At 56.5% G+C, this 26590-nt stretch carries 24 protein-coding genes and 1 pseudogene; 18 read left to right on the forward strand and 7 right to left on the reverse strand.

Annotated features, from left to right (window positions below; genetic code table 11):
• Positions 1-56 precede the first annotated feature (56 nt).
• From sucC to RDV48_03135, 3 genes are all read right to left on the reverse strand, one after another.
• Entirely contained in the window at positions 57-1202 is a 1146-nt protein-coding gene (gene sucC, locus RDV48_03125; protein ID MDQ7821768.1) for an ADP-forming succinate--CoA ligase subunit beta, read from the reverse strand.
• A gap of 144 nt (positions 1203-1346) precedes the next feature.
• Positions 1347-1865: a cob(I)yrinic acid a,c-diamide adenosyltransferase gene (gene cobO / locus RDV48_03130; protein ID MDQ7821769.1), complete on the reverse strand. Its 519-nt coding sequence runs from the start codon at positions 1863-1865 to the stop codon at positions 1347-1349.
• 15 nt (positions 1866-1880) lie between these two features.
• Positions 1881-2540: a hypothetical protein gene (locus tag RDV48_03135; protein MDQ7821770.1), complete on the reverse strand. Its 660-nt coding sequence runs from the start codon at positions 2538-2540 to the stop codon at positions 1881-1883.
• 336 nt (positions 2541-2876) lie between these two features.
• On the opposite strand from RDV48_03135, the gene RDV48_03140 reads away from it, so the two are divergent.
• The 6 genes and pseudogenes from RDV48_03140 (at position 2877) to RDV48_03165 (ending at position 9958) form a co-directional block, all read left to right on the forward strand.
• On the forward strand, positions 2877-4019 hold the full coding sequence (locus tag RDV48_03140) for an acyl-CoA dehydrogenase (protein MDQ7821771.1): 1143 nt from the start codon (positions 2877-2879) through the stop codon (positions 4017-4019).
• 18 nt (positions 4020-4037) lie between these two features.
• Positions 4038-4829 (forward strand): electron transfer flavoprotein subunit beta/FixA family protein, encoded by a 792-nt coding sequence (locus RDV48_03145; GenBank protein ID MDQ7821772.1) that lies wholly within the window; start codon positions 4038-4040, stop codon positions 4827-4829.
• Positions 4830-4868: 39 nt separating this feature from the next.
• A complete protein-coding gene (locus RDV48_03150; GenBank protein MDQ7821773.1) occupies positions 4869-5867 on the forward strand; it encodes an electron transfer flavoprotein subunit alpha/FixB family protein in 999 nt (332 codons plus the stop codon).
• A 416-nt stretch (positions 5868-6283) separates the two neighbouring features.
• Positions 6284-6436 (forward strand): annotated as a pseudogene (locus RDV48_03155) (ClpX C4-type zinc finger protein).
• 101 nt (positions 6437-6537) lie between these two features.
• The gene (locus RDV48_03160; protein ID MDQ7821774.1) at positions 6538-8595 is read left to right on the forward strand and encodes a (Fe-S)-binding protein; all 2058 of its coding nucleotides are present in this window, start codon (positions 6538-6540) and stop codon (positions 8593-8595) included.
• 7 nt (positions 8596-8602) lie between these two features.
• Positions 8603-9958, forward strand: a complete 1356-nt coding sequence (locus RDV48_03165) for a cytochrome c biogenesis protein ResB (protein MDQ7821775.1) — start codon at positions 8603-8605, stop codon at positions 9956-9958.
• Here RDV48_03165 and RDV48_03170 read toward each other — a convergent pair.
• A complete protein-coding gene (locus RDV48_03170) occupies positions 9934-11250 on the reverse strand; it encodes an MFS transporter (GenBank protein ID MDQ7821776.1) in 1317 nt (438 codons plus the stop codon). The two genes, RDV48_03165 and RDV48_03170, sit on opposite strands and share 25 nt — an antisense overlap.
• 149 nt (positions 11251-11399) lie before the next feature.
• Between RDV48_03170 and hemB the strand changes: the two genes are divergently transcribed.
• Both hemB and RDV48_03180 read left to right on the forward strand, forming a co-directional pair.
• Complete coding sequence (gene hemB / locus RDV48_03175; GenBank protein MDQ7821777.1) at positions 11400-12380, forward strand: porphobilinogen synthase; 981 nt, start codon at positions 11400-11402, stop codon at positions 12378-12380.
• Positions 12381-12385: 5 nt separating this feature from the next.
• The gene (locus tag RDV48_03180) at positions 12386-13222 is read left to right on the forward strand and encodes a serine/threonine-protein kinase (protein MDQ7821778.1); all 837 of its coding nucleotides are present in this window, start codon (positions 12386-12388) and stop codon (positions 13220-13222) included.
• Here RDV48_03180 and RDV48_03185 read toward each other — a convergent pair.
• Both RDV48_03185 and RDV48_03190 read right to left on the reverse strand, forming a co-directional pair.
• On the reverse strand, positions 13219-13668 hold the full coding sequence (locus RDV48_03185) for a hypothetical protein (GenBank protein MDQ7821779.1): 450 nt from the start codon (positions 13666-13668) through the stop codon (positions 13219-13221). The genes RDV48_03180 and RDV48_03185 overlap by 4 nt on opposite strands.
• Before the next feature lie 395 nt (positions 13669-14063).
• Positions 14064-15611, reverse strand: coding sequence for a hypothetical protein (locus RDV48_03190; GenBank protein MDQ7821780.1), 1548 nt, complete (start codon positions 15609-15611; stop codon positions 14064-14066).
• Between the two features lie 259 nt (positions 15612-15870).
• Here RDV48_03190 and RDV48_03195 point away from each other — a divergent pair, with 259 nt between their 5' ends.
• Positions 15871-17265, forward strand: coding sequence for a PQQ-binding-like beta-propeller repeat protein (locus RDV48_03195; GenBank protein ID MDQ7821781.1), 1395 nt, complete (start codon positions 15871-15873; stop codon positions 17263-17265).
• A 5-nt stretch (positions 17266-17270) separates the two neighbouring features.
• Here RDV48_03195 and RDV48_03200 read toward each other — a convergent pair whose 3' ends face one another.
• Complete coding sequence (locus RDV48_03200) at positions 17271-18032, reverse strand: ankyrin repeat domain-containing protein (protein ID MDQ7821782.1); 762 nt, start codon at positions 18030-18032, stop codon at positions 17271-17273.
• A 138-nt stretch (positions 18033-18170) separates the two neighbouring features.
• On the opposite strand from RDV48_03200, the gene RDV48_03205 reads away from it, so the two are divergent.
• The 9 genes from RDV48_03205 to RDV48_03245 all read left to right on the forward strand — a co-directional run bounded on the left by RDV48_03205 (position 18171) and on the right by RDV48_03245 (position 26590).
• Complete coding sequence (locus RDV48_03205; GenBank protein MDQ7821783.1) at positions 18171-18545, forward strand: hypothetical protein; 375 nt, start codon at positions 18171-18173, stop codon at positions 18543-18545.
• Positions 18546-18715: 170 nt separating this feature from the next.
• Positions 18716-19189 (forward strand): 50S ribosomal protein L21, encoded by a 474-nt coding sequence (gene rplU / locus RDV48_03210; protein MDQ7821784.1) that lies wholly within the window; start codon positions 18716-18718, stop codon positions 19187-19189.
• Between the two features lie 130 nt (positions 19190-19319).
• The gene (locus RDV48_03215) at positions 19320-19730 is read left to right on the forward strand and encodes a ribosomal-processing cysteine protease Prp (protein MDQ7821785.1); all 411 of its coding nucleotides are present in this window, start codon (positions 19320-19322) and stop codon (positions 19728-19730) included.
• Positions 19723-19965 carry a hypothetical protein gene (locus RDV48_03220; GenBank protein ID MDQ7821786.1) on the forward strand — a complete coding sequence of 81 codons (243 nt, stop codon included), beginning with the start codon at positions 19723-19725 and terminating at the stop codon, positions 19963-19965. The genes RDV48_03215 and RDV48_03220 overlap by 8 nt, the downstream gene beginning before the upstream one ends.
• 211 nt (positions 19966-20176) lie before the next feature.
• A complete protein-coding gene (gene ileS / locus RDV48_03225) occupies positions 20177-22996 on the forward strand; it encodes an isoleucine--tRNA ligase (protein ID MDQ7821787.1) in 2820 nt (939 codons plus the stop codon).
• A 6-nt stretch (positions 22997-23002) separates the two neighbouring features.
• A complete protein-coding gene (gene lspA / locus RDV48_03230) occupies positions 23003-23533 on the forward strand; it encodes a signal peptidase II (GenBank protein MDQ7821788.1) in 531 nt (176 codons plus the stop codon).
• On the forward strand, positions 23505-24275 hold the full coding sequence (gene lgt, locus RDV48_03235) for a prolipoprotein diacylglyceryl transferase (GenBank protein MDQ7821789.1): 771 nt from the start codon (positions 23505-23507) through the stop codon (positions 24273-24275). Before lspA ends, lgt begins: the two co-directional genes overlap by 29 nt.
• Positions 24276-24281: 6 nt before the next feature.
• Positions 24282-25673, forward strand: a complete 1392-nt coding sequence (locus tag RDV48_03240; protein ID MDQ7821790.1) for a phospholipid carrier-dependent glycosyltransferase — start codon at positions 24282-24284, stop codon at positions 25671-25673.
• The gene (locus RDV48_03245) at positions 25670-26590 is read left to right on the forward strand and encodes an RluA family pseudouridine synthase (protein ID MDQ7821791.1); all 921 of its coding nucleotides are present in this window, start codon (positions 25670-25672) and stop codon (positions 26588-26590) included. The genes RDV48_03240 and RDV48_03245 overlap by 4 nt, the downstream gene beginning before the upstream one ends.

Raw genomic sequence — 26590 nt, forward strand, 5'->3', positions numbered from 1 at the left:
CTTCCTCCTTCAGTGCCTGCCTTGTTCGCTCGGGGGTATCACTCTGTGAAGGGGTGTCATCCCCTGCTCCCCGCCCCCACGAGCGCCACGATTTTTCTTGCTCCTTCCCTGACTTCCGTCACGGGCTCAAGCTGTGCCTCCTTGAGGATGGCCCTCCCCTCTTCCTCGCGGGTGCCGCAGAGCTTGATCACGAGGGGCATTTTGAGTGCCGACTCTTTCATCACCCCGACGATTCCTTTTGCCACCTCGTCACACCGCGTGATGCCGCCGAAGATGTTGATGAAGATCCCCTTTACCTGGGGATCGGAGAGCACGATCTCCAGGGAGCTCTTCATCACTGATGCGCTGGCTCCGCCTCCGATATCGAGAAAGTTGGCGGGGGCTCCCCCTTCCTGTTTTACTGTGTCGAGCGTTCCCATCACCAGTCCCGCCCCGTTCCCTATGATGCCAATATTCCCTCCCAGGTGAACATAGGCGAGGCCTTTCTGGTGAGCTTCACGCTCAAGGGGATCATCATCAGCCACGTCGAAGAGCCCTTCAAAGTCTTTATGCCGGAAAAGGGCATTGTCATCTATGGTGACCTTGCCATCGGCGGCTATAAAGGAGGCTCCCGACAGCACCAGGGGGTTGATTTCCACAAGCGTGGCATCAATATCGCAGTAAAAGCGGTAAAGCTTCCTTATGAGCGCGGCGAGCTGGCAACGCTCGGCATCAGAGAGCTTCAGGGAATAAATGAGGTTTTTCACCTGGTATTCCTGGAGCTCAAGGAGGGGGTGAAGGGTTGCCTTGCATATGGCCTCCGGTGTTTTCTCCGCCACCTCCTCGATGTCCATGCCGCCCTGGGAGCTCACCATGATGACGTTCTGGGCCCTTTCCCTGTCCAGCACCACCCCCAGGTAAAATTCCTTGTCGATTGCGAGGGCTTCCTCGACGAGGACCTTTTTCACCGTGAGGTCCTTGATTTTCATGCCGATGATGGCCTTGGCGGCAGTGACGGCTTCGTCCGGTGTCGAGGCGAGCTTCACCCCCCCGGCTTTCCCCCTTCCTCCCGCATGAACCTGGGCTTTTACCACCACTTTCCTGCCAAAGCGCTCATAAATGCTTTTCGCGTCAGGCGGCGATTCGATGACAGACCCCTCAGGCACGGGAATACCGTGTTTTCTGAAGAGCTCCTTGGCCTGGTACTCGTAGATATTCATCATTGCTCCTTTCCTCCGGCATATGCCGTCAATTGCGCTTTATCCATAGTCCTTTGAAGCATTGCAGCACTCGTGCCGTCCCGGGTCACCGCGTGCCTTTTTCCTGGAAGAGCTCGCTGCTGGATATTGAGCAGGTTTCCTGCGCTTTCAGTAATCTATTCCTTTCCGTGCGCCCACGCCTTTTCTGAAGGGATGGGCAATTTCCCTCATCTCCGTGACAAGCTGGGCTTTTTCAATGATCTCGCGGGGAGCATTCCTCCCGGTGAGCACCAGCTCAATATCTTCAGGCTTTTCCTCGATGAGGGAAAGCACCTCATTGAGGCCCAGGAGGCCGAAATCGACAGCCACATTTATCTCGTCCAGAATCAGGAGGTCACACCCCCTGCCTTTAAGCTGCCTCTGCGCCTCCAGAAGCCCTGCCCGGGCCTCTTCAAAGTCAGCAGGCGAGGGATTATCCCTCGCAACGAGCTCGGCCCTTCCGAACTGGAACACGGTGAGCCCCTCAAGGGAGGGGGCGATGAGCGATTCACCGTAGCAGTCTCTGGCACCTTTCATGAACTGGATAAGGCAGACTTTAAGGCCGTGGCCGAGGGCCCGCAGACACAGGCCAAGAGCCGCTGTCGTTTTTCCTTTCCCGTTTCCCGTGTAAACCTGAACGAGGCCCATACTTTGCAATCCACACTATTGATATTTACCTTCGAAAAAGCCGGCAAGGAGCATCTGGTTCAGGATCAGCTCGATAAAGGCATAAAAGAACATGAGATAAAGGGCAAGAGTGATCCCCAGAGTAATGAAGGCATGGGACATGGGAATCTCGCTTATGGCCTCCAGGACCTGGCTCGCAAGATACATCAGCCATAGAAAGAAGGCAAAGCCAAGCAACCCTCCCAGCCATTCCAGGGCAACGATCTTCATCACGCTCCCGAAGTAGAAGAGAGGAAAAGTGATTATCAGGTAAGCAAGGAGCGGGTAAGAGAGGTAGCCGAAGCAGATGAGGAGGTCACGCATCTCACCCTTGATGGCTCCCATTTTTTCGGCGATGAGATCGCAGGCGAAACTGCAGGCAAGCCATGCCGTCAGCACGATGAAGGGCATAAGAAACGCCATCACCATCTCGGCATCTCTCATGCCGTATTTATGAGGGGTGAGCTCCCGGGGTGCAAAGTTCTCCAGCTTCAGGATGAAGGCATTGTACTTCAGATAGCGCTCAAAGCCCATGATGATGCCGCAGATGAAAAGGAGCACTCCCGGGATGGTAAGGGACTCATAGGTGGCAATTCTCTTGAAGGTCTCCTTCGGTTCCCGAAAAAATCCTTTCCAGTCCTGAATAAAAAAGTCCATGGCTCCTCCTGGCAGATGCTGAAATGCGGTCTCGACAAGTCTTTTTACCTTTTTCTTTCGCGTTCCCCCGGGAAGTTTCCTTTCTGGGGGCGATTATTTCTGAAACTGCCGCGGGGAGCCTGAAGAAGCTCCATAACCTCGCGGGCTGCATTCCTCCTGCAGCGCTCCACGCTTTGAATAATTGTCAAGAAAAGGAGTTTCGTCGTTTATAAAGAAAAGTTATGGACCAAAAAGATACCCACAGGGAACGGTACCGTCATTTCCGGGATTGGGCCGCCAGTGGCCTGACAAAAGCTTCCCGGTCAAGAGATCATAGGCAAAGGAGTGAGTTACGGCATGGAGTTTACCCTCAATGAAGAGCAAAGAATGCTGCAGGACATGGTGCGGGAGTTCGCTCAGGAAAAGATAGCGCCAAAAGCCGCCGAGCATGACGCCGCATGCACCTTCCCCTCGGAGAACATCAAGGCCATGGCGGAGCTGGGCCTTATGGGCGTCACCATACCCGATGAGTACGGCGGGGCGGGGATGGATACGCTCAGTTACTGTATTGCCATAGAGGAGATCGCGAGGGCCTGCGCTTCCACGGCGGTGATAATGGCGGTCCATAACTCCCTTATAGGGAACGTGATCTATACCTTCGGCACCGACGGCCAGAAGAAAAAATATCTTGCCGACGTGGCCTCTGGCAAGAAGCTTGGAGCTTACGCCCTTACGGAGCCCAACGCCGGTTCCGATGCCGCCCACATAGAGACCCTTGTGAGGAAGGAAGGCGACCATTATATCCTTGACGGCACGAAAACCTTCATCACCAGCAGCGTGGCAGCGGACCTCTTCATCGTCTATGGCACCATGGACCGCTCCCTCGGCTCCAGAGGCATCTGCTGCTTCATCGTGGAGAGGGACACGCCCGGCTTCAAGGTGGGGAAAAAGGAGGAGATGATGGGAATGCGGGCCTCAGGGACCTCGCAGCTCATCTTCGAGGGATGCAGGGTGCCGGCGGAAAACCTCGTGGGGGCTGAGTGTGAAGGCTTCAAAGTATGCATGGGCGCGCTGGATGTGGGGAGGCTCGGCATCGCCGCCCAGGCTGTGGGCATTTCCCAGGCGGCCTTTGATGCGTCGCTCCGTTATTCCCAGGAGCGCAAGCAGTTCGGCCAGCCGATCTGCAACTTCCAGATGGTGCAGGCCATGCTGGTGCAGATGGCGACGGAGACGGAAGCCGCCCGCCTGATGGTGTACAGGACGGCATGGCTTAAAGACCAGGGTGAGAGCTTCTCCAAGGAGGCTTCAATGGCCAAGCTCTTCGCTTCAGACACGGCAGTCCGCACCACCATCAATGCCGTGCAGGTCCACGGCGGCTATGGCTACACCAAGGAATACCCCCTCGAGCGCTACCTGCGCGATGCCAAGGTGACGCAGATTTACGAGGGCACCTCGGAAGTGCAGAAACTGGTCATCGCCAGGCAGCTTTTGAAGAAATAATCACCGGAGGAGGTTCCCATGAATATTGTGGCATGCATCAAGCAGGTTCCCGATACGGAGACTGTCATCAAGATCACCGCCGACGGGAAGGATATAGAAAGCCAGGGAGTCAAGTACATCGTGAACCCTTACTGCGAGTTCGCCGTCGAAGAAGCGGTGAGAACAAAGGAGAAACATGCAGGAAGCACCGTCACGGTGCTCTCGGTGGGCCCCGCACGCGCCAAGGACGCCTTGAGAACCACACTCGCCATGGGAGGCGACAGGGCCGTCCACTTCGTGGACGATGCCTTTCAGAACGGCGACGGGCATCTCACGGCTGAACTGCTGGCCGCTTATCTCAAAACCCAGGCTCCTGACATACTATTTGTGGGCAGGCAGGCCATCGACGATGACTGCGCCCAGGTGGGCCCCATGCTCGCGGGGCTTCTGGGCTTTCCTTTTGTTTCTGTCATCAACAGGCTCGAGTTCTCGCCTGACCAGAAGAAAGCCAAGGTGCAGCGCGAGATAGAGGGGGGCGCCGAGGTTTTTGAGGTGGAGCTCCCGGCGGTCTTCTCCTGCCAGAAGGGGCTCAATGAGCCCCGCTACCCGGCTCTCAAGGATATCATGCAGGCGAAGAAGAAGGAGATCAAAGAGCTCAAGGCTGCCGATATCGGCAAAAGTGCCGATGAGCTCAAAGCTCTCTCCCGCACGAGGGTGATAAAGATGGAATACCCCACCAAGCGCCCGCCGGGGCGGGTGCTTCAGGGAGAGCCTGCCGACGTGGTGAAGCAGCTCCTCACGCTTCTCAGAGAGGAAGCCAAGATCCTGTGAGCTCACGAGCCCCTGACTTGAAACGAAAGGAGTAGGATAATGGGAAAAGGAATATGGATACTCGCGGAGCCCAGAGATAAGGCTCTTCCCCGTGTGGTCTTTGAAATGCTCGGAGAGGCAAGGAGGCTGGCAGCCCCCGGGGGCGAGGAAGTGACGGCAGTCCTGCTGGGCCACTCACTTGAGCCCCTTGTGGCAGAGCTTGAAAAATACGGCACCGACAGGGTTTTTCTCTACGATCATGCCGATCTTGCCGAATACAATCTCCAGGTGTACTCGAAAATCCTCGCAGATCTTATCGTGAAGGATCCACCCCGCGTGATGCTTCTGCCGGCCAATGCTCATGGCCGTGAGCTTGCCCCTTCCGTGGCGATAAAAGTGAAGAGCGGCATGGCTTCCGACTGTATCAGGTTTTCCCACGAGGGAGCCTTCCATGGCATCCGCCCCGCCTATGCGGGAAAGGTGCTGGTTACTCTCGAGTACACAGGCGACGGCCCTTCCATTGCGACCGTGAGGCCCAACCAGCTTGCCATGGGAGAACTCAGGGAAGGGCACAAGGCCACCATAGTGAAGATGGAGTTCGAGAAGCCCCAGGGACTCAGGGCAAAGCTGCTTGAGGTGAAGAAGCCTGAGCAGGGCGCCACCATGGAGGTCACCGAGGCCACCATCGTGGTGTCGGGAGGACGGGGACTGGGAGCGAAGGAGAATTTCTCCCTCTGCGAGAGCCTCGCATCGGTCCTGGGCGCCGCGGTGGGCGCCTCCCGCATGGCCGTCGATGCCGGGTGGCGTGAGCACAAATACCAGGTGGGGCAGACGGGAAAAGTGGTGACGCCCAACATCTACATCGCCTGCGGCATCTCCGGTGCCATCCAGCACCAGGTGGGGATGAACCAGTCCAAGTGCATCGTGGCCATCAACAAGGATCCCGAGGCCAACATCTTCAAGCTGGCTGACTACGGCATCGTGGGTGATATCTTCACCATCCTCCCTCTTCTCACCCAGGAGTGCCGCACAATGCTCGGGAGCGAGGTTCTTGCCTAGCGGCTCACAGAGAAAATCATCTGGAAAATCAGGGACAGCTGCCGCGTTTTCCCAGGAAAACCCCGCAGCTGTCCTCTCTTTTTGCCAGTTGACAAGAAGGCGGGAAGTACGTATACTCAAGAGCATTACTGAACGGGGGTAAAACCATGAAGATTTCCAGGGAAATCCTGCCGGAAGGCTACATTACTGACCGTAAGGAAGGCCTCTCGGCAAGCTTTTATCCCGACGGCACCCTTGCCCGTTACGGGTATTTCCCGGGAGGGAGTCCCCGGGGATGGCACCTTTCCCTTGAAGAGGGGAAGGCCCTGGGGAAGGTGGAGCGCTTCGAGTGCCACATGTTCCCTGACGGCGACGAAGGCGATTCGCCGATCGACGGCGAGGCTTTCAGGGAATGGGTTGAGCGGTGGGTCACGGAGATTTTCCGCGAAGCCTCTCACCGCCTTCACTGCACCTTCTGCGGCAAGGCGCAGCAAGAGGTGCGGAAGCTCATCGCGGGACCCACGGCTTACATATGCGATGAATGCGTGAGTCTCTGCAGCGATATCATCGCCGAGGAGTTTCCCCGGGAGTGAGGGAGCCTTACAGGATACGGCGGCCATTTCATTGAATAATGGTTTTCTGTCACGGCAAGGCATCTTACCAGCGAGACACGGCATTACAGGAGGATTATATGGAAGAACTGCACCCCGCACGTCAGTCTATAGCCGGCATCCCCGGCCAGGTATTTCTGCTCCTCATCATGGCCTGCGGCTTCGGGATCTTCATTTACAAGGCCCTGGAGGCATACCGCCTCTGTGCGAAAGGCCAGAAGGAAAACCGTCTTGATGCTATCACTGAGAGGGTAAAATCCCTCGTCATCTACGTGCTGGCGCAGCTCCGGGTCTTCCACGAGCCCTTTGCGGGCTTTATCCACGCCTTTATATTCTGGGGCTTCCTGGTGCTCTCGATAGGCTACGGAAATGCCATCATATCTGCATTCTGGAAAGGCTTCCACTTCCCTTTCACGAATACCTTCGCCTTTCTCACCATCCACAACTTCTTCTCATTGATGGTGATAGTGAGCGTGCTCCTCGCCCTCTTCAGAAGGCTTGTGCTCAGGCCGAAGCGGCTCGAATACACCCCTGAGGCCGTGATCATCCTCTGCATGATTCTCTGCATCGTGAGCTTTGACTTCGTGAGCGAGGCCTTCAAGGCGGGGGCTGTGATAAAGAGCGGCCAGGCGCTTCAGGCTTCGGTGCCTCTCGTGACGTCATTCCTGGGGGAGCAGTGCGCAAAGATGGAGATGGCTCCCCAGGCGATGATATCGGTGAGCAGCCTTTTCTGGTGGCTCCATATGCTGCTCATCTTCAGCTTCATGGCCTTCCTTCCCTTCTCGAAGCATTTCCACATCGTGACAGCGGCCATCAATGTATTCCTGAGGAACTTGAAACCCCCGGGACAGCTTTCCACCCTTGACCTTGAGAACTCCGAGACCTATGGCGTCACGGCCGTCAAGGAATACTCATGGAAGAGCCTCTTCGACCTCTTCGTCTGCACCGAGTGCGGCCGCTGCTCCGAGAGCTGCCCTGCCTATTCTACCGAAAAGCCCCTCTCGCCCAAGAAGGTGATTCAGGATCTCAAATACCACCTGAAAGGCCAGGCGAAGCTTCTCCTTGAGCCTCCGCCGCCCGCCAGGGAGGGCGAGGCTCCCTCCCGGGAGTTTCCGCCCATAGTGGGCACTGCACTCAAGGAGGATGAGATTTGGAGCTGCACTACATGCGCCGCCTGCATGCAGTCATGCCCTGTCTTTATAGAGCATGTGCCAAAGCTTGTCGAGGTGCGGCGCTCTCTTGTGCTGATGGAGAGCAAGTTTCCCCAGGAAGTGGTCCTTACCTTTAAAAACATGGAGAACAACTTCAACCCTTACGGCATTGGTTTCGGCTCCCGCGCCGAGTGGTGCGCCGACCTCGGCGTGAAGATCCTTGGAGAGGGTCAGAAGGCCGAGTACCTTTTCTGGGTGGGCTGCGTGGGCTCATTTGACGACAGGAACAGAAAAGTGAGCACTGCCATCGTGAAGCTCCTGAAAGAGGCCGGCGTGGACTTTGCCATCCTTGGCGCCGAGGAGGCCTGCTGCGGCGATCCTGCCCGCCGTATCGGCAACGAATACCTCTACCAGACCCTCGCACAACAGAATATCGAGCAGTTCAAGAACCACGGCGTGAAAAAAATCATCACCCACTGCCCTCACTGCTTCAATGTGCTCAGGCATGAATACGGGCACCTGGGAGCCGGGATCGACGTGGTCCACACGACGGCCTTCATAGGGGAGCTTGTCGAAAAGGGGAAGCTCGTCCCCAGGGAAGCCTTTTCAAAGAGCGTGTGCTACCATGATTCATGCTATCTCGGGCGTTACAACGGAGTCTATGATGCTCCCCGGGGCCTTCTTTCCGCTGTACCCGGCGCAAAGACCCTCGAGATGGGGAAAAAGAGGGAAGACAGCTTCTGCTGCGGTGCCGGCGGCGGCAGGATGTGGATGGAGGAGACCCTTGGAAAGCGCATCAACAAGGCCCGTGTCGAGCAGGCCATGGCGAAGAGCCCCGAGGTGATTGCCTCCAACTGCCCGTACTGCCTCACCATGCTCACCGACGGTGTGAAGGATATGAATCTCGAGGAGAAAGTCAAGGTAATGGATCTGATGGAGATAATGGCGCATTCCTGCGGGGAGCAAAAGTCTCAGGCCGGTGAGTGAGAAGGATGTGGGGTCCCGATCCTCAGGCGCTTCCCTCTGGGCCGTCATGGGATCCCCCCTCATGGCTGTGCTGCTCATTGTGCTTGTCCTTGTGCCCTGCATCGTGGGCACCCTGATCCCTCAGAACCTGGCTCGCTCCCTCTATTTTGAGCGCTATTCCCCCTCGGGGGGAGCCCTTCTCCTCACCCTGGGCCTTGACCATGTTTACGAAACCTGGTGGTTTCTTCTCCTCCTCTGCCTGGTGGCCTTGAACCTTGCCATTTCAAGCCTGAGACGCCTCAGGCGCCTTCGCCTGCAGGCAAAGCCCGTGGTAACAGTCCCCGTGGAGCTTTTCGCCGATCCGGCCCTCACCCTCTCATTTCCCGGAGAGGGAAGTCCCGCCAATGCCGTGGCGGGCGTTTTAAGGAAGCTGGGCTACCGCGGGGAGCATGCGAGTGAACGGGAGGGGAGGCTTTTCTTCGCGGCGTGGAAGGGAGGGCTCCAGAAATGGGGCTCCTTCGTGACGCACATGGGCCTTCTCGTAATATTCGTGGGAGCCATTGCGGGCCATGTGAGCGCCCTGAACTTCTCTTACTATACCGAGGTTGACGAGGGGCAGGAGGTGAAGGTCCGCGGCGCCGCCTTTACCATGAAGCTGCTGGATTTCTTCGCCACCGTCAACTCAAGAGGCTTTGCCACGGAGTTCACCAGCCTCGTGGAGGTGAAGGAGGAGGGACAAGAGCCTCAAAGGCGCGCCATCAGAGTCAATCACCCCTTTCATTACCGGGACATCTGGATTTACCAGGCCACCTGCGGAGTGAGGGGCTTTTCCGTGACGGCGGACGAGGGAGGAAAGAAGGTGCAGGTCTTCTTTCCCCTCGGAGACGGCGGCGGCCTCGAGGTGAAGAGCCGCTTCAATGAAGTGAAGGGAGAGAGGCTTGTCCTCTATGTGCACAATTTTTTACCCCACTTTGTCAAGGACAATGACTCTCTGGGCACTCTTTCCCATTACCCTGTCAATCCTGCGATCCGCCTTTTCGTGAAGCGCGGTGATGTCAAGGCCCAGGGGGAATGGGAAGAAGTGGGATGGCTCAAGGGAGGGGAAAAAAAGGAGCTTGGCTCTTTCATCTTCCAGTTTCAGGGCGTCACCGAGTACAGCGGCTTTATCGTCCGATCTGACAGGGGAATTTACCTGGTGTGGGCAGGTTTTCTCATCGTGGCGCTGGGACTTTTTCTCTCATGCTATGGTGCATACCGAATGGTGCGCCTCATGGGTGAGCAGGAGGGCTCGCAATGGAAAGTGTCGGTCCTTTTCATCGGTGATGATCGCCGCTTCGACAGGGAGCGCAGAGCGCTCATTCAGGCTTCCGGCGGCACCTGCTGAGGCTTTCCCCGGGGCGCAAGGTAGATGTTGTAAAGGATCAGGCCTATGATAGTCGCAAGGCCGATAAGGGAGAAAAAGAGCCAGAGGGTCTGGGGTTTGTGGAGCTTATCCACAAAATAGACGTAACTCGAGGCACCCAGGATTCCCCCTATACCGCTGCCGATTACGCCGTAAAGAAAGCAGTACCCCATGTAGGTCGCCACCTTGTCGCGGGGGGCAATCTCTCCCACGTAGCTGATGTACTTGGGGTGGGCTGTCATCTCGCCAAGCGAGAAGAGGATGATCCCCGCGATGAATACCCAGCAGTATGAGGATAACGAGAGAAGGGCCATGCCGGCCGTTCCCAATGCTATTCCGGCAATCATCGTGGGGAGGGCCCTCGTGTGCTTAACGATGCTGGAGACGAGAATCTGCAGGGCTATGATGGTCCCGGCATTGACGACTGTCACATGCTCGGCATCGAAGACAAAAGGCCTGTGAGGGCCGAGATGATCGAGGAGAGAGTTGATGAAGGCGTTGACAGGCCCCATGTCCATGTGATCCTTGAGGTACCAGAGCACGGTGTCAAACATCTGGAAGTAAAGGATCCAGAAGCCTGAGTAAATCAGGATCATGAGAATGAAGCGGAAGTCCTTGAGGACCAGCAGGGCCTCCGTAAGGACCTCGCCAAGGCTTTTCGTGCTCACCGGCCTTGGCGGCTCCCGGTAGAGGAGGAGGTTCGGGAGAATGAGGATCCCCGTGGCAATGGCCGATGCGATGAAGACATAGCTCCACGAGAGGCTTTTCAGGTAAGGCACAAGGAAAAGGGGGAAGAGGAAGGCCCCCAGGTTGATGGTCCAGTAAAAGATCCCAAAGCCCAGGGTGCTGTTTTCCCTTGACGTGACGCGGGCTATGGTTCCCGAGATGATGGGCTTGAAGGTGCCGGCGCCGAATCCCATCACGACAAGGCTCATAAAAACCAGGGGGTATGTTTTAGCCTGGCTCGTGAGAAAATATCCAAGGCCCAGCAGCGAAAAGGCCACCATGAGGGTTCTCCGGTACCCGAACCGGTCGGCAATGGCGCCGCTGATAATGGGCAGGCCGTAGAGGAGCGGCTGGATGGTGCTCTTGATGAGGCCGACGCTCTGCTTGGAAAAGCCCAGCCCCCCTTCGCCTGTTTTCATGACAAGATAGACCGAGAGGACGCTCATCACGCCGTAATAGGCGCCCCGCTCCATGAACTCGAAGAGGATCGTAATCCAGTAAACAGGGGGAAAGCCCAGGAAATCGGATTTTTTTGCCTGCTCTGCCATGGGAGGCCCTATTGGCTATTGCGGGTAAAAATCCTCTGTAAGAGGCTATTCTTCCTGAACCCCCTGCTCCCGGGGGGAGGGTTTTCATAGCGCCTGGAGAAGTCTCCCGTGAAAACAGAATACTCCCGCAAGAGAAAGGAATTATGGCTATGGGCTTCCCTGACGTACGTCTGCGGAGATTGAGGAAAAATGATGCCATAAGGAGAATGGTGAGGGAGACAAGGCTCTCTGCCGACCAGTTTATCTACCCCCTCTTTGTGCTGCCGGGAGAGAAGGTCAAAGAGGAGATCGCCTCGATGCCCGGTGTCTTTCATCTCTCCGTGGACTGCCTTGTCGAGGAATGCAGGGAGGTGAAAGGGCTTGGCATCCCTGCCGTGCTCCTTTTCGGGCTTCCTTCAGCGAAGGATCCCCTGGCCCGCGAGGCTTATGCCCACGACGGCATTATCCAGCAGGCCGTGAGGGCTCTCAAGAAGGCCCTTCCCGATCTCTATGTCATTACCGATGTGTGCCTCTGCGAATACACCAGCCACGGGCATTGCGGCGTCATAAAGGATGGCGAGGTAGAGAACGATGAGACCCTTGAGCTCATTGCCAGGACTGCTCTTTCCCACGCCCAGGCGGGCGCTGACATGGTGGCTCCCTCTGACATGATGGACGGGAGGGTGGCCGCCATAAGGAATATTCTTGACGGGAACAGCTTTTCCCAGGTGGCAATACTCGCCTATGCCGCCAAGTTCGCCTCGAGCTTCTACGGCCCTTTCAGGGAAGCGGCTGACTCGGCTCCTCAGTTCGGCGACAGGAAAGGATACCAGATGGACCCTGCCAATGGGAGGGAGGCTATGAGGGAGATCCTTCTTGATATTGAAGAGGGCGCCGATATTGTCATGGTAAAGCCGGCCCTGGCTTACCTTGACCTTATCCGCCGCGCCCGCGAGAAGGTACTTCACCCCCTCGCGGCATACAACGTGAGCGGTGAATACTCGATGGTAAAGGCAGCGGCAGCCCGGGGGTGGATCAGGGAGAAGGAGATTACCCTTGAGCTGCTCACGTCCATTACAAGGGCCGGAGCCGATATCATCCTTACCTATCATGCCAAGGAAGCGGCACGGTGGCTCGCCGGGAAAGAGTGACCCGAATGAACGATGCGACACAGAGGCTTATTGAGGCTCTGTCGGAAAAATATGAGGTGGTGAAGCGCCTTAAGAAGGGTGATGTTACCGCCGTCTATCTCTGCCGGGAGCAGAAGGGCGGCGCTCTCTTCGCCGTGAAGGCCCTCTGGGCGGGGAATGTGCCCTTCTATGAGAAAGATCTTGCCGCAGAGAGCTTCGAGCGGGAGGTGAAGGTCCTCAGGACGCTCCGCCACCGGTGCATTCCCCTCTTCTTCGAGAGCTTCTCCTCGGGATCGTGGCATTACTATGTCATGGAGTATATCGAGGGGAAGACCCTCAGCGAGATCAAAAATGAGCGGGGAAAGCCCCTGGAGGTCGATGACGCCATAAGCTCCGCCTCGAAAATCTGCGGGGTCCTTCATTTTCTTCACAACAGGGCCACGCCCATAATCTTCCGGAACCTTGATCCCACCAACGTGTTCTCCACCAGGGAGGGCGAGATAAAGCTCATTGACTTCGGGCTTGTGCGGTTTTTTGATGCCTCAAAGAAGCAGGATACCCTTGTGATGGGGACTTTCGGCTACGCGGCCCCCGAGCAGTACGGGGGCAAGCAGACCACTCCCAAGAGCGATATCTATGCCTTAGGGACCACCCTTTATTCCCTCCTCACCATGGAAGATCCAGGCCAGTTTCTTTTTAATTTTCCTCCCATAAGGAAGTTTAACAGGCTTGTGCCCCCCTGGCTTGAGAAAATCATCTCCCGCTGCCTGGAGAGGGAGCCGGAGAAGCGGCCCTCCGATGCCATCTCGCTCAAGAGGGAACTTGATACGGGCTTTACGAAAGACGGGGGCGTCTCTTTCTAGGGTGATTGCCGGCGGGGCTGCGGTGGGTTCGGGGACAGGCCATTGAGGGTGCTTTTCGCAATGTCAGCGAGCACCTTTTTCTCGTCGGTGAGCTTGTTGGACGTATAGACACGGACGAAAAACACGTTTTTCCTTGCCTCGACGAGGCCGCGGTATGCCCGGGCCTCGTCGCCGAGAGAGAGCTTTTCCGCGGTGGGCCGGTCGTATTTCCTATAGACTGCCCGGGTGTTTTTCACCGAATCCATCTCGTAGATCTCCACCACAATGGGATCATCAAAATGCCTGGAAGTGTAGCTCTTTATCTGGGCTCTCACGAAGCCGTTCTTGAGATAAAACTCTGCGGCGCCGTTGATATAGCGGTAAAGCTCATCGCCGTGGTAGCTTTTCACCTCTTTTGAGCGCTCCCACTGCACTTCGAACTGTGCAGGGCAGGCCCCTGTCGCCAATAAAAAGAGCGCACCAGCGAAAATGGCTGTCAGCAGCCAAACGGCCGCATTTCTCCGCCCTGGCGGGCAGACTCTCTTGGGACTCACCATATCACCCCCTGGAGATGAGATTCCCGGCCCCCTGATATATTCCTTTTACAGGTCGCCAGAGAGCAAAGTCTTCGAAAAGTAACAAATCGGCAACAATCGGTGAATATTGGCAACAAATTGAAAATTTATCAACAAAAGGCCTCTTCCGTTTACATTCTGTTAACAAGCAGTTCTTATTCCGGCAACATTCCGGTCATATTCCGGCAACATTCCGGTAGGCGGACTTTTACTGATGTGGGGAGGAGCGGGGGAATGAGAAAGCCCTGTAGAGGGTTACTGCAGGGCTGAAACGGGCAGGGGCAGGCTTACTTCCCGGCCTCCTTTCCCTGTTCAGGTTGTTTTTCCTTATCGTTCTTTTCTTCAGCCCCTGAAACTTCATCTTGGGCAGGCTGGGCGGGGGTGGGCTGGGCCTGGGCGGCAAGGGCTCCCGCGGTCCTGTTGAATTCCGCCGAGAGCATGATGCCGCTGTCGCGCATTGCGGGGTTCTCCATGGATTTTTTGTGGAGGACCTGCTCCATGTGGCCGAGATTGAGGCCCTCGTTCCTCTTCAGGGCCGTGCAGGCGCCCTTCAGCATGGAGGCCTTGTTTTCCAGCGACATGGGGTCCCTTCCCGGCACGGCAAAGTCGAGGTTCCCCATGAAGCCTTCCACCTGGCTGATGCTGATGTCTTTCCTCGCCGAGAGCATCTGTGTCGTATCCTTGAAGGCGCGGCTCACCCTCGAGAGGGACATGGGATCGCGCTTGTCGCCGAAGCTCTTCACCATTGCTCCTGAAAGCTTTGTCACGTCTTCGGGCTGGATGTCGTTTCTCTTCATGAGAAGATCCACGGAGCTCTCGACCATCTCGAGCTTTGTCTGGTTCATTCTCCGGGCCGCCATGGGGTCCGTGGGCCTTATGGTCTCGAGCTGCTCCGACATGTCGAGAACCATCTTCCCCACTGATTCAGGCGCCATGTCAGAGCGGTTCTTCAGGAGCCTGGCAGCGTGCGCGTAGGCCTTCTTTGCCATCAGGGGATCTCCGTCAAAGGCCTTCACGAAGGTTCCAAAGAGCTTCGTGAGCTCTTTAGGCTTGATGTCCTTGCGGGTTTCCATGATCTCCTTGGACTGGTCGTCGGTGACGGCCCACGTGATGGTAACTTTCCCGTCGGCCGATTTATTCACCAGCTCGTCATATTTCAGGTCCTTGCGCTCGTTGAGGAGCTTTACCAGGTCGGTAATGCCCTTGCGATCACCGCGCAGAGGAAGAAGATCGCCCACCTTCACGTCATCCCGGGTCCTGAGGAGCTCACGGACCGCACCGGCCTGGTCATCAAAGAGCTTCTGGAGATCGTCATCGCTGTAATCGGCTGCCTTCGCCTCCTCGGCGATATTCTTGCGGAGCTTCATATTCGGATCGAGCTCCGTGCGGTCCAGCAGCACGTTCCCGTCAATGTCGCGGGAGATGAGATCGGAGAACTTGAAGTCGGGCCGCTTGTTCAGGAAGGAGATGGCCTTGGTGAGGTCTTCGGGCTTTTTCCTGAGGGCGTAAAGGTCGCTGAGTTTCACGTCGCTGCGGGTGTTCATGAGGCTCCTCACGCTGTCGGCCTCGTCGCCGAAAAGGCTCTTGAGCTCATCGTCGTTTATCTTGTCCTGCCGGGCGTCAAGCGAGGCTTCGCGCTCGGCGCCTGCTATGGCGTGGTATGCTTCGTGGCGCTCGTCAAGCTGGTAGCGGAGGAGGACCGAGGGGAAGGCTCTTTCGGATTCGCCGGGAAGAGGGGAGGATTCGTCATTGCCGGCACCCTGCCGGGCATCCCTGGGAGGGCGGGCTGCGAGAAACTGGAGAAGGCTCTGTGGTCCCTGGGAGCTGATAATCATTGCGGCCACTCCTTTCACTCTTCTTACTTTTATTATAATGGCAGCAGCAAAAAATGTAAACAGTTATTTATTAACATATTATGAAGAAGCTGTTAATTTTTTATGAACACAGTTTTTTGTGTCTTTTTTTGGTGCAAGGGCGGCTTAGGCGGGAGTGGGAATCGGGACGTTTACATTTTGGCAAGGACAGACGCCGTTTTTTCTGGTATAATAAGTGAAGTACACTGACAAGACACCAGGATTGTAAGGGGTGACAGCAATGACCGATATAAGGCCACTCGACATGGGAGCGCCTCTCCCGCGCGGGAAGGTTCCCGCAGGAACTCCTTCCCGGGAAGAGGGGGGAGAGGTGCCTGGCGACACCTTCACGCCAGGCGGCGGCGGGAAAACAAGGGGAAAGCTTTCCATGGCCGGTTTTGCGGGCTTTCAGCCCCCCGCGAGGGAGGTGCTCCTCTCGGAGGTGAATGACCTCCTGCTGGGCGAGAACCGCTTTGCCGTCGAAAAGAAATGGGAGTTCCCCACGGGGGACTGGATATACTCCTCGCCTGCCGCTTCCGATGGTATGGTCTTCGCGGGGAGCCGCGACAAAAAGATTTACGCCATAGATGAGGTCACGGGGGAAAAGCGCTGGGAGTTTGAGACGAACGGCCTTATCACCTCGTCGCCTGCCGTGGCTGATGGAGTGCTTTACTGCGGGAGCCATGACCGCCACCTTTATGCCCTTGATGCCGCGAAGGGCGGAGTGCTGTGGGATTTCAGGGCAGAAGGCATGGTCTGCTCAGACCCCGCCGTCGAAGGCGGCAAGGTCTTTGTCGGCGCCGATGACGGATACCTTTACTCCCTCGACGCGAAGTCAGGGGAGAGGCTCTGGAGCTACGAGACGGGAGGCAACGTGGAGTCGTCGCCCTCTGTAGTTGACGGCATCGTGTACGTGGGAAGCAATGACGGGCATCTCTATGCCCTTGATGCCGGCACGGGAAAAAGAAAATGGGATTTTCCCACGGGGGGCCGGGTGTATTCGTCGCCCTGCGTGGCAGGAGGCGTCGCCTACGTGGGAAGCGATGACGGGAAGCTCTATGCCGTTGATACGGCGTCGGGTAACAGGCTCTGGGACTTTGCCACAAAAGGCCCCGTGAAGTCGTCGCCGGTTATCGCCGAGGGAGTCGTTCTGTTCGGCAGTGATGATGACAGGCTTTACGCCCTTGATGCCGCCACAGGAAAAGAGCTCTGGTCCTATGACACCGGCAGATCCGTCCGCTCGTCGCCGGCAGTCTCCGAGGGTACGGCGTACGTGGGGAGCTATAACGGGAAAGTCTATGCCTTCAATGTGAAAGAAGGTCTGAGGCTCTGGGAGTACGCCACCGGCGGGGGCATTGAGACAAAGCCCTGCGTGAGCGGCGCCATGGTGTACGTGGGGAGCAATGACGGGAAAGTGCATGCCCTCAAGGACGTCTTTGTCCACTTCAAGAAGAAAGCAGAGCAGGGCGGTGAAGAGGGAGCGCCCAAGGAGGGGCCCCGGATTGAAAAGACCGACGAGTGGCTCATCATCGACGGCGTGAAGATCCCCGTGAAATCCCTGGTGAACCTGGAGGCAAAATATGGGGAGCCCCTTGAGGCCCTCATGGGTTACCTCTTCCCAGGAGGGAAAGCCTGAGGCGCTCATTTTCCCCTGCGAGTGTTCCCGGGAGGCTTTATAAGGACAGCCTCAACATCCTTTTTCCCGAGAGAACGGGCAAGCGCCAGGGGCGTCATCCCTTTCGAGTCTTTTGCCGAAATATCGGCTCTCCTTAAAAGAAGAAGCTCCACGACGGCTTTCTGACCTTCAGCCACTGCGCAGTGAAGGGCTGTGCGCCCCTGCTTGTCCTTTTCCTCGAGGGGGACGCCCTGCTCAAGAAGAAGGATCACCACTTTTACCCTCCCTGCAGAGGCAGCCGTATGGAGGGCAGTCTGGCCGTTCAGGGCCTTCTCCTTCACCCGCGCCCCTTTCCTGATGAGAAATGACACCACTTCCCTGTTGCCGCCGTATGAGGCGGCATGGAGGGGCGTGTTCCCGTTCATGCTTTTCGCGTTGATATCGGCTTTCCTTGAGACAAGGAGCTCGACTGTTGAGAGGTGGCCGTTCCAGGCCGCCTTGTGGAGGGGCGTGTGGCCGTTGTTGGCGCGGGCATTGATGGAGGCGCCACAGGAGAGGAGGATGACGATGATATCGTCGTAGCCTTTCGTCGCCGCAGTGTGAAGGGGCGTCCACCCGTAAAGGTCTTCGGCATTGGCAAGGGCGGGGTCCCGCTCAAGGAGAGCTCTCACGCGCCCCTTGTTCCCCTCCTCGACAGCCTTGTGGATGGCCCCTGCCCGGGCCGAGGCCGCGGCAAGGAGCATCATCCCCGAAAGCACAAGGAGAAAACCTGCGAGGCGCCTGATCATGGAGCACTTCCCCCTTATATCTTTTCCTGCGGTGCCTGGACCGCTCCCTGCTTTTTCTGCGGAATCCCGGAGAATACCTGCCGCAGGGTTTTCCTTCCGCCGGGCAGAAAGAGCGTTTCTACCGGAGGAATATCGCCCATGGAAGAACAGCAGGAGGAGCCCGGGGGAAAAGCGGGTGCAGCAGTAGCTACCATACTGATGTTTCTGCTGATGGTCGCAGGTGCCATGCTGTCAGAGGCGCTTCAACTGGCACCTTATTTTGAAAAGAGGCCCCTTCTTTTTTTCATTGTCCCGGCGGCATCTTTCGCCTTGAGCTGGGTCCTGAGAAAGGCCAGTTCCGAGGCAGGTTTCTTCAAGAGCGCGGTATTTCTCCTGGCCATGAGCTTCTATGGTATAGGCCTGCTCACCTTCATCGTTGCGATAATTGCAGCAATCCCGTTTCCTTACAGCTTAATCACGCTTGTGGCGGCCTTTATCATTTACGGTTTTCTGCAGGCAGGAAACCGTAAATGACCCTGCTGCCGGGCGCTTCCTCGGAAAAAGGGCGGCGCTCATGGCATTCCTTGACAAAGAGATCGCCTTATGGTAACATTAGTGAGCTATATTCCAGACCATACAAGACGGCATCATTACCACATGAGTATAATGTGCGTCAGTATATTACAGACAGGGAGGCTACGACAATGTACGCGGTAGTGGAGACAGGCGGCAAACAGGTAAAAGTTTCCCCTGGTGACAAGATCAGAATTGACAGGCTTGATGTAAAGAAGGGCGATACGATAACTCTGGACAAGGTTATCGCTTTTGCGAAGGAAGGCGCCACTGTAGAAGTGGGAACGCCGTACGTGGAAGGCGCCGCCGTAAACGGCAAAGTGCTGCGCCTGGCCCAGGCCAAGAAGATTACCTCGATGCGCTACAGGCCGAAGAAAAGGATCAGGATTATCCAGGGGCACCGGCAGAAGTACGCCCTGCTGGAAATCGCGTCCATCAGCAAAGGAGGCGAGGTCTTTGAGAAGGCGGAAAAGCCTCCCCAGGAGAAACCGGTGAAGGCTCCCAGGAAAGAGTCGCCGAAGGGGGAGAAGAAGAAGGCCTCTGCAAAGGCAGATGCTGATAAGAAAGCCAAGAAGAGCGGCCCCCCCGAGGAGAGCAAGTCCTGAGAGAGAGGCCCCGGCATCCGGGGCCGGGCAGGGCGCTTGTGCGACAGTATATCACACATGTGAGAAAACATGCTGACAGGGAACCTCTCCCTGTCAGTGTTATTTTATGCCCTCACGGAAGAGATGAAGAATGACCATAGAGGTTATCCTTGATACGAAGAGAAATGTGACGGCCTTTCATGTGAGAGGTCACGCCCAGCCTCCTTTTGAGGAGAGCGAGGATATGGCCTGCGCTGCCGTATCGGCTCTCCTGCAGACGGCCGTCATTGCGCTGAAAAAGCTCACCGGCGGGGGGAAATTTTACTTTAAAAGAAAGGGATGCCTTTCTCTCATGCTTCCCTGCGCACTCGAAGGCGAGGCCTGCGGGAAAGCCCTCTTTCTCCTCGACTCGGTGTACCTCGGCATCAGGGAGATTGCCAGGGCTTACCCTGAATATATTTACCTCGAGGAGGTTTTGGAGGAGGCGAGAAAGAATACTGTATCCCGGGGAAAGAAGCCTCATACACAGATATCAATGCGAAGGAGGATGAGCAATGGTTGATGTGAAGGTTATCAAAGATGCTGAGGATGAAGAGCCGCAGGTGCCGGAAAAGCGCAAATCCAAGGTTCCATGGGACAGGCTTATCGGCGTGGCCCTCCTGGGAGCCCTGGGCTCGGCCCTCATCTATTATGTCTTTATCCAGTTAGACGACGAGAAGAAGGAAAAAGTCAAGGAGTTCATCATCGCCCAGGGCAAGCCCCTGATGTCGCAGTTCTTCGCCCACGAGGCGGAATAGGAAATCGAGAGTATGGCTTGTGAGAGCAATGAGCCAGGGAAAAGGTTCCCGCTCTCTCGAGACCGGCACCGGTGCGCCGCAGCCCTGGTGAAAGCCTGTGCCGGAACTGCCGCACACCGAAAGGTCATATCCCGAATCGTTTTGGCCAGGGAGGATCGCTCTTGATCCCTGGGCAATTTTTTTTCTGAATAACAGAAGAGGAGGAGTCTCCGTGGAGTACAGCACAACCCTGAACCTGCCCAAGACCTCGTTTCCCATGAAGGCCGATCTTCCCAGGAATGAGCCCGCCATCCTCAGTTTCTGGCAGGGGCAGGCCATCTATGAGAAGCTCAGAAAGCACCGGCAAGGTCGAGAAAAGTTCATCCTCCATGACGGCCCTCCCTACTCGAACGGTCCCATCCACATGGGACAGGCCCTCAATAAAATCCTCAAGGATATTACGGTGAAATACCGGTCGGCCCTTGGCTTTGACTCACCCTATGTTCCCGGATGGGATACCCATGGGCTTCCCAACGAGATACAGGCCATCAAGACATACAAGATAAACCGCAGGGAGATCGACCCCATCGATCTGAGGGCGAAATGCCGGGAATCGGCCCTCCATTTCCTTGATGTGCAGCGCGGGCAGTTCATAAGGCTCGGCATCCAGGGAGACTTTGACCATCCTTACCGCACCCTCGATCCTGTCTATGAAGCGGCCATTGTGCGCGTCTTCGGGCAGATGGCAAAAAAGGGGCACGTGTACCGGGGCCTCAAGCCTGTCCACTGGTGCCCCGTCTGCGAGACGGCCCTTGCCGAAGCAGAGATAGAATACCGTGACAAACGCTCTCCCTCGATATTCGTAAAGTTTCCCATAAAAAGCGGTGCAAAAAAGCTCTTTCCCTCCTGGGAAGGCCCCTTCTCGGTGCTTATCTGGACCACGACGCCGTGGACTCTCCCGGGGAACCTTGCCATCGCCCTCAATCCCGGTGCAGACTATGTGCTGGTGAAAGCAAGCGGTGAGGCATACCTTGTTGCCGAATCCCTTCTTCCCTCGGTGGTCGCATCGACTGGCCTGGGTGAATACGAGCTTCTCGGGAAAGTGAAGGGCTCAGCCCTCGAAGGGGAGAAGGCCCTCCACCCTTTCCTGGAGAGAGACTCCCTCATCATCAACTGCGACTATGTGGTGCTTGACGATCCCGAGGCCGGCGGCACGGGGTGCGTTCACACGGCCCCGGGCCATGGCGCCGAGGATTTTGAGGCGGGCCTCAAGTACAGCCTGCCGGTCCTGGTGCCTGTCGATGACAGGGGATTTCTGACCGACGAGGCGGGCCCCTTCAAGGGCCTCAGGTATGAAGAGGCAAATGAGCATATCATAGCCCACATGGCCCAGAGCGGCCACCTCCTCCACAGGGGCACCAAGGAGCACTCCTATCCCCATTGCTGGCGGTGCCGCGGCCCCGTCATATTCAGGGCCACGAGGCAGTGGTTTATTGCCGTTGACGTGGAGCGCCTCAGGGAACGTGCCATGGAAGCCATCAAGCAGACCAGGTGGATCCCTTCGTGGGGCGAGGAGCGCATCTACAATATGGTGAAGACCAGGCCCGACTGGTGCATCTCGCGCCAGAGGATATGGGGAACGCCCATTCCCGCCTTTTACTGCGACGCCTGCCACGAGGCCATATTCACCAATGATTCCTTCGAAGCCGTTGAGAAGCTCTTCCTGGCCGAGGGCGCTGACTCATGGTACCGCAAGCAGGCCGCCGAAATACTCCCCCGGGGCTTTGAGTGCCCCCACTGCCATGGCCGCTCCTTCACCAAGGAGATGGACATCTTTGATGTCTGGTTTGAGTCAGGCGTGAGCCATGAAGCTGTCTGCGCCGTCAGGGAGCAGCTGCGCTGGCCTTCCGATCTCTACCTCGAAGGGAGTGACCAGCATCGCGGCTGGTTCCAGGTTTCCCTTCTGCCGGCAATGGCCACCCGCGGGAAGGCCCCCTACAAGGCCGTCCTCACCCACGGCTGGGTTCTTGATGAAAAGGGCCACACCATGCACAAATCTCTCGGGAATGTCATTGATCCGATGCAGATGGTGGAGAAATACGGCGCCGATATTCTCAGGCTCTTCTTCGCCTCGGTGGATTACACGGCTGATATAAAGATATACCACGATGCCATTCTGCAGGTGGCGGAGGTCTACAAGAAGATAAGGAACACCTGCCGGTTCATGCTCGGGAACCTCTATGATTTCGATCCGAAAGAGCACGCGGTGAAAGAGAGCGATCTCCTGGAGATAGACCGGTGGATTCTTCAGCAGAAGCACTACCTTGTAAAAAAACTTGATGAAGCTTATGGGAACTACCAGTTCCACGTGGTCTACTATCACCTTCACAATTTCTGCGCAATACAGCTCAGCTCGATGTACATGGACGTGGTGAAGGACCGGCTCTACGTGTCGCCGCCTGGTTCCCTGGCGCGCCGCTCTGCGCAGACAGCCCTCTACGAGACGCTCAGGGATCTCACGGTGGTCATGTATCCCATTTTGAGCTTCACCTCCGAGGAGATATGGCAGAACTATTTCAAGCCCCGCCAGTCCCTCGAGAGCGTGCAGCTTGCCGAGTGGCCCGCCGACCGGGGAAACTTCCTCACCACCGATGAGGAGAGCAAGTGGAATTTCTACTCCGAGCTCAGGGACCAGGTGTATTTCCTTATAGAGGAGCTCAGAAAAGAGAAGGTGATCAAGCAGTCCCTCGAGGCCCGGATAGAGATATACCCCGACGAGAAGCGCCACGAGATGCTTGCCTTTGACAGCGAGCTTTTAAAGAGGTTTTTCATCGTGTCGCAGCTTAAGGTCCACGGAGCAGGCGATAATGCCCCTGAGGAGAGCAGGCCTCTTGAGCTCTTCCCCGAGATAAGGGTCACGGTGAAAAGAGCCCCGGGAGAGAAATGCGCCCGCTGCTGGAACTATGATGAAAAGCCTCTCGATCAAGGCGAGTTCCCTGGGATATGCGAGCGCTGCATTGCCGCCGTGAAAGAAATCGAAAAAGTGGGTTGACGAGCAGTGAGCAAACTTGTAAGGTCCGTCATACTCTTCATACCGCTTGCATTCCTGGTAATTGCCCTTGACAGGTTCACCAAGATGCTGGTCCTCACCTCGCTTGCGCCTCTTGAGTCCAGGCCTCTTGTGGGCCGCCTGATCCTTATCACCCATATCCACAATTTCGGCGGAGCCTTCGGCCTTTTCTCCCACATGGCCTTTTTCTTTGTCGTGATGGGAGTCATCGTGCCTCTGCTCATCGTCATTTTTTTCAAGAAGCTTGTGGCGAAGGGAAGGGGATGGATCGTGGCCGCGGCGCTGATAATGGGCGGCGCCCTGGGGAACCTGATAGACAGGGTAACCTACGGCTATGTGGTGGATTTTATCAATATAAGAGTCTGGCCCATCTTCAACGTGGCTGATATTGCCATCACGATGGGCATTATCATACTTTTTATCTCCATGATAACCGAGGGGAACGAGGCGCCATCATCACCGAAGGCACCATCCCCCCAGGGAGAGAGCGATGCATCGGGTATTTGCGAAAATCCATGAGTTTGAGATATACTCCTACGGAGTGTTCCTTGTCCTGGGCTTTCTTGCCGGGATCGGCTTCGCCATATGGCGTAACAGGAACAGGGTCGTCAAGAACGACGACATCCTCGATATCGGGTTCTACCTGATCATCGGCGGAGTCGTGGGCGCCAGGTTTGTCTATGTGCTCCTTCACCTCAGCGAGTATCTGAAGCACCCGATCTCTATGTTCAATGTGCGCGAAGGGGGGCTTGCCTGGCATGGCGGCTTCCTGGGGGGGCTTGTGGCCTTCATCATCTATTCAAAGGTGAAGAAAATCAATCTCTATGAGTTTCTGGATCTCTGCGCGGCTCCCGTCATTCTGGGCCTTGCCATAGGGCGGATTGGCTGCTTCCTCAACGGCTGCTGCCTTGGCATGGAAACGACAAGCCACTGGGGCATGGTGTTCCGTGACGCGGGGTATGTCACTCCCCGTTATCCCACCCAGCTCTATGAGCTCGTGCTGGACCTTGCTGTCGTGGTGTTCCTTCTCTGGTGGGAAAAGAGGAAGAAGTTCACCGGGGAGATTATCCTGATGATGTTCTGCTCATATTCCGTGGTGCGCTTCATTGTGGAGATATTCCGGGAAAGCCCGCCCAGGATAGCGGGCCTCTCTCTTGCCCAGTACTCAAGCATCATCCTCTTTGTTGTGACGGCGCTCATCGTGTATCTGCTGAGAAAAAAGGCGCCTGATGCGAAGAAAAGCTTATCAAAAAAAGGATAAATGGTCATGGCTGAGAGGGAAAACCCTGAAAAGGCTCAAGGGGGAAGGATTGCTCCCCTTGACTTGGCCATTATCGCGGCTCTGCTCCTTCTCGCTGTTCTGCTTCGGGCCTATCACCTCGGCTTTCCACCCAAGCTCTATTTTGATGAGATCTATTATGCGAGGGCTGCCGATGCCTATATCGAAGGGAAGGAAGACCCCAACTGGGTTCATCCCCCTCTCGGAAAGATTCTGATAGCCGGGGGGATTCTGCTGAACAGGTCCTTCACCGATGCCATGGCGGCCCTGGGGTACGGTCCTCCCATTAAGTCTGCCGCTGACTGGCGCACGGCCTGCATGATTTTCGGGTCCCTCATGATACCCCTTATCTACCTGCTGGCGCTCCGCCTCTTCAGGAACCGCTATGCGGCCTCGCTCTCAGCCTTTCTGCTCACTATCGAGTTCCTTCATTTTGTCGAGAGCAGAATCTCCATGATTGACATCTTTCTCGGCTTTTTCATGCTCTGCGGCTCCTATTTCGCCTGGCGCTTCATTGAAAGCTCCGCGCCCTCCTCAAAGTATCTGTTTCTTTCGGCGGCATGCTTCGGGCTCTCGGCGGCCTGCAAGTGGAGCGGCGTATTCGGCGCCTTCGGGGCCTACCTGTGCATGGTTCTCCTTAAGGACACTCACCGTGAAAAGGAAGCCTTTGCGGCGCTTGAGGCAAAAGCCGCTGATGAAGGCTCAGAGAAAAAGCGGGGACCCTGGAAGGACCTCCTTGCCAGGGGCCTTGTCAAGCTGCCAAGGGCTCTCACGATTGCGGCGGTCTTTTTCCTTTTCGGCCTCACCATGCAGGTCCTCTCGTTCGTTCCCTTTTTCCTCACGGGAGGAACATTGAGCAAGGCCCTGGGATACTATTCGCAGACCCTTAACTTCCATTACCACCAGAAGTGGGAACATCCCTACCTCTCAAAGATGTGGATGTGGCCCCTCATGATACGGCCCATATGGTATCTTTTCGACGAGGTCAAGGGAACGGTCTATGGCATTGTGGCCATGGGATCACCCCTTTTCTGGTGGGGATTTCTTATCTTTTTCGTCGAGCTCGTGATCCTCACATGGTATGAGAGGAGAAAAGAGCAGTTTTTCCTCATCGTTTCCTACCTGACTCCCTATATCTTCTGGATTATCAGCAACAAGGGAGGATTTTTCTACTACATGACGCCATGTGCAGCCTGGATGTGCCTTATTGTGGCGGGAGGAATGGACCGATGGCGTGAGACAAAGGCGGGCAGGGTCATGGGCTGGCTTTTTCTTGCGACCCTTGTATTCTTTTTCGTGCTTTTTTACTCGATTCTTGCAGGTTTTCCCATACCCCGGGCTCTCTTTAACAAGCTGATGTGGACGCGAAGCTGGATATGAGCACTGTTACCATAGAGATTTCGCCCGATGATTATGGAAAAAGGATTGATATCGTGCTTGCCGGCCATCTTGCCATTTCGAGAAACCAGGTGCAGCGCCTTATTGAGAGGGGAGGCGTGCTGCTGTCAGGTGATTTCCCCGAGGTCAGTGACAGGCTTAAGAAGAGTGACACCATCGTGGTGGAGCTCCTTCCCCCTGAGAGGTCCCAGGTCCTTCCCGAGAATATTCCCCTCGCCATACTTTACGAGGATGAGTGGGTCGCCGTGGTGAACAAGCCCCGCGGGATGGCTGCTCATCCCGGCGCGGGAAGGTACAGCGGCACCCTTGTCAACGCTCTTCTTTACGCCATAAAAGATCTCTCCGGAATAGGGGGCGTGGAGCGCCCCGGCATAGTCCACCGCCTTGACAGGGACACCTCGGGGGTCATGGTGATTGCCAAGAATGACGGAGCGCACGCCCACCTTTCCCTCCAGTTCGCCGAGCGGCAGGTGAAGAAGGAATATCTTGCCCTGGTCCATGGAGAGGTGAGGGAGGCGGAGCGTGATATTGTGGCCCCTATCGGGAGGCACCCGGTAAAGCGCAAGAAGATGGCCGTCTCGAGGGAGGGAAGGTTCGCCCACACGAGGTGGGAGGTGGTGGAGCGGTTCAGGGGCTATTCCCTTCTCAAGGTCCGCACCCTCACGGGAAGAACGCACCAGATAAGGGTACACCTCACCAGCACCGGGTTTCCCCTCGTGGGTGATGAAATTTACGGGGTCCGGGAGAATCCATGGCATTTCAGGGGGCATGCGCTCCATGCCGCAAGGCTTGAATTCATGCATCCCCGGAGCGGCCAGGCCATGGAGTTCGAGGCGCCACTTTGCGGCGAGCTTCAGGAACTCCTTTTCAAGCTGCGCAGAGATCTTTTCCAAGCCTGA

The organism is Candidatus Eremiobacterota bacterium (assembly GCA_031082125.1).
Classification (GTDB): Bacteria; Vulcanimicrobiota; CADAWZ01; order CADAWZ01; family Ess09-12; genus Ess09-12.

Bases quoted from the DNA above. Each gene is read 5' to 3' on its own strand.
- sucC (MDQ7821768.1), bottom strand. From the start codon at position 1,202: ATGATGAATATCTACGAGTACCAGGCCAAGGAGCTCTTCAGAAAACAC.
- cobO (MDQ7821769.1), bottom strand. From the start codon at position 1,865: ATGGGCCTCGTTCAGGTTTACACGGGAAACGGGAAAGGAAAAACGACA.
- RDV48_03135 (MDQ7821770.1), bottom strand. From the start codon at position 2,540: ATGGACTTTTTTATTCAGGACTGGAAAGGATTTTTTCGGGAACCGAAG.
- RDV48_03140 (MDQ7821771.1), top strand. From the start codon at position 2,877: ATGGAGTTTACCCTCAATGAAGAGCAAAGAATGCTGCAGGACATGGTG.
- RDV48_03145 (MDQ7821772.1), top strand. From the start codon at position 4,038: ATGAATATTGTGGCATGCATCAAGCAGGTTCCCGATACGGAGACTGTC.
- RDV48_03150 (MDQ7821773.1), top strand. From the start codon at position 4,869: ATGGGAAAAGGAATATGGATACTCGCGGAGCCCAGAGATAAGGCTCTT.
- RDV48_03160 (MDQ7821774.1), top strand. From the start codon at position 6,538: ATGGAAGAACTGCACCCCGCACGTCAGTCTATAGCCGGCATCCCCGGC.
- RDV48_03170 (MDQ7821776.1), bottom strand. From the start codon at position 11,250: ATGGCAGAGCAGGCAAAAAAATCCGATTTCCTGGGCTTTCCCCCTGTT.
- hemB (MDQ7821777.1), top strand. From the start codon at position 11,400: ATGGGCTTCCCTGACGTACGTCTGCGGAGATTGAGGAAAAATGATGCC.
- RDV48_03180 (MDQ7821778.1), top strand. From the start codon at position 12,386: ATGAACGATGCGACACAGAGGCTTATTGAGGCTCTGTCGGAAAAATAT.
- RDV48_03190 (MDQ7821780.1), bottom strand. From the start codon at position 15,611: ATGATTATCAGCTCCCAGGGACCACAGAGCCTTCTCCAGTTTCTCGCA.
- RDV48_03195 (MDQ7821781.1), top strand. From the start codon at position 15,871: ATGACCGATATAAGGCCACTCGACATGGGAGCGCCTCTCCCGCGCGGG.
- RDV48_03200 (MDQ7821782.1), bottom strand. From the start codon at position 18,032: ATGATCAGGCGCCTCGCAGGTTTTCTCCTTGTGCTTTCGGGGATGATG.
- RDV48_03205 (MDQ7821783.1), top strand. From the start codon at position 18,171: ATGGAAGAACAGCAGGAGGAGCCCGGGGGAAAAGCGGGTGCAGCAGTA.
- rplU (MDQ7821784.1), top strand. From the start codon at position 18,716: ATGTACGCGGTAGTGGAGACAGGCGGCAAACAGGTAAAAGTTTCCCCT.
- RDV48_03215 (MDQ7821785.1), top strand. From the start codon at position 19,320: ATGACCATAGAGGTTATCCTTGATACGAAGAGAAATGTGACGGCCTTT.
- RDV48_03220 (MDQ7821786.1), top strand. From the start codon at position 19,723: ATGGTTGATGTGAAGGTTATCAAAGATGCTGAGGATGAAGAGCCGCAG.
- lgt (MDQ7821789.1), top strand. From the start codon at position 23,505: ATGCATCGGGTATTTGCGAAAATCCATGAGTTTGAGATATACTCCTAC.
- RDV48_03240 (MDQ7821790.1), top strand. From the start codon at position 24,282: ATGGCTGAGAGGGAAAACCCTGAAAAGGCTCAAGGGGGAAGGATTGCT.
- RDV48_03245 (MDQ7821791.1), top strand. From the start codon at position 25,670: ATGAGCACTGTTACCATAGAGATTTCGCCCGATGATTATGGAAAAAGG.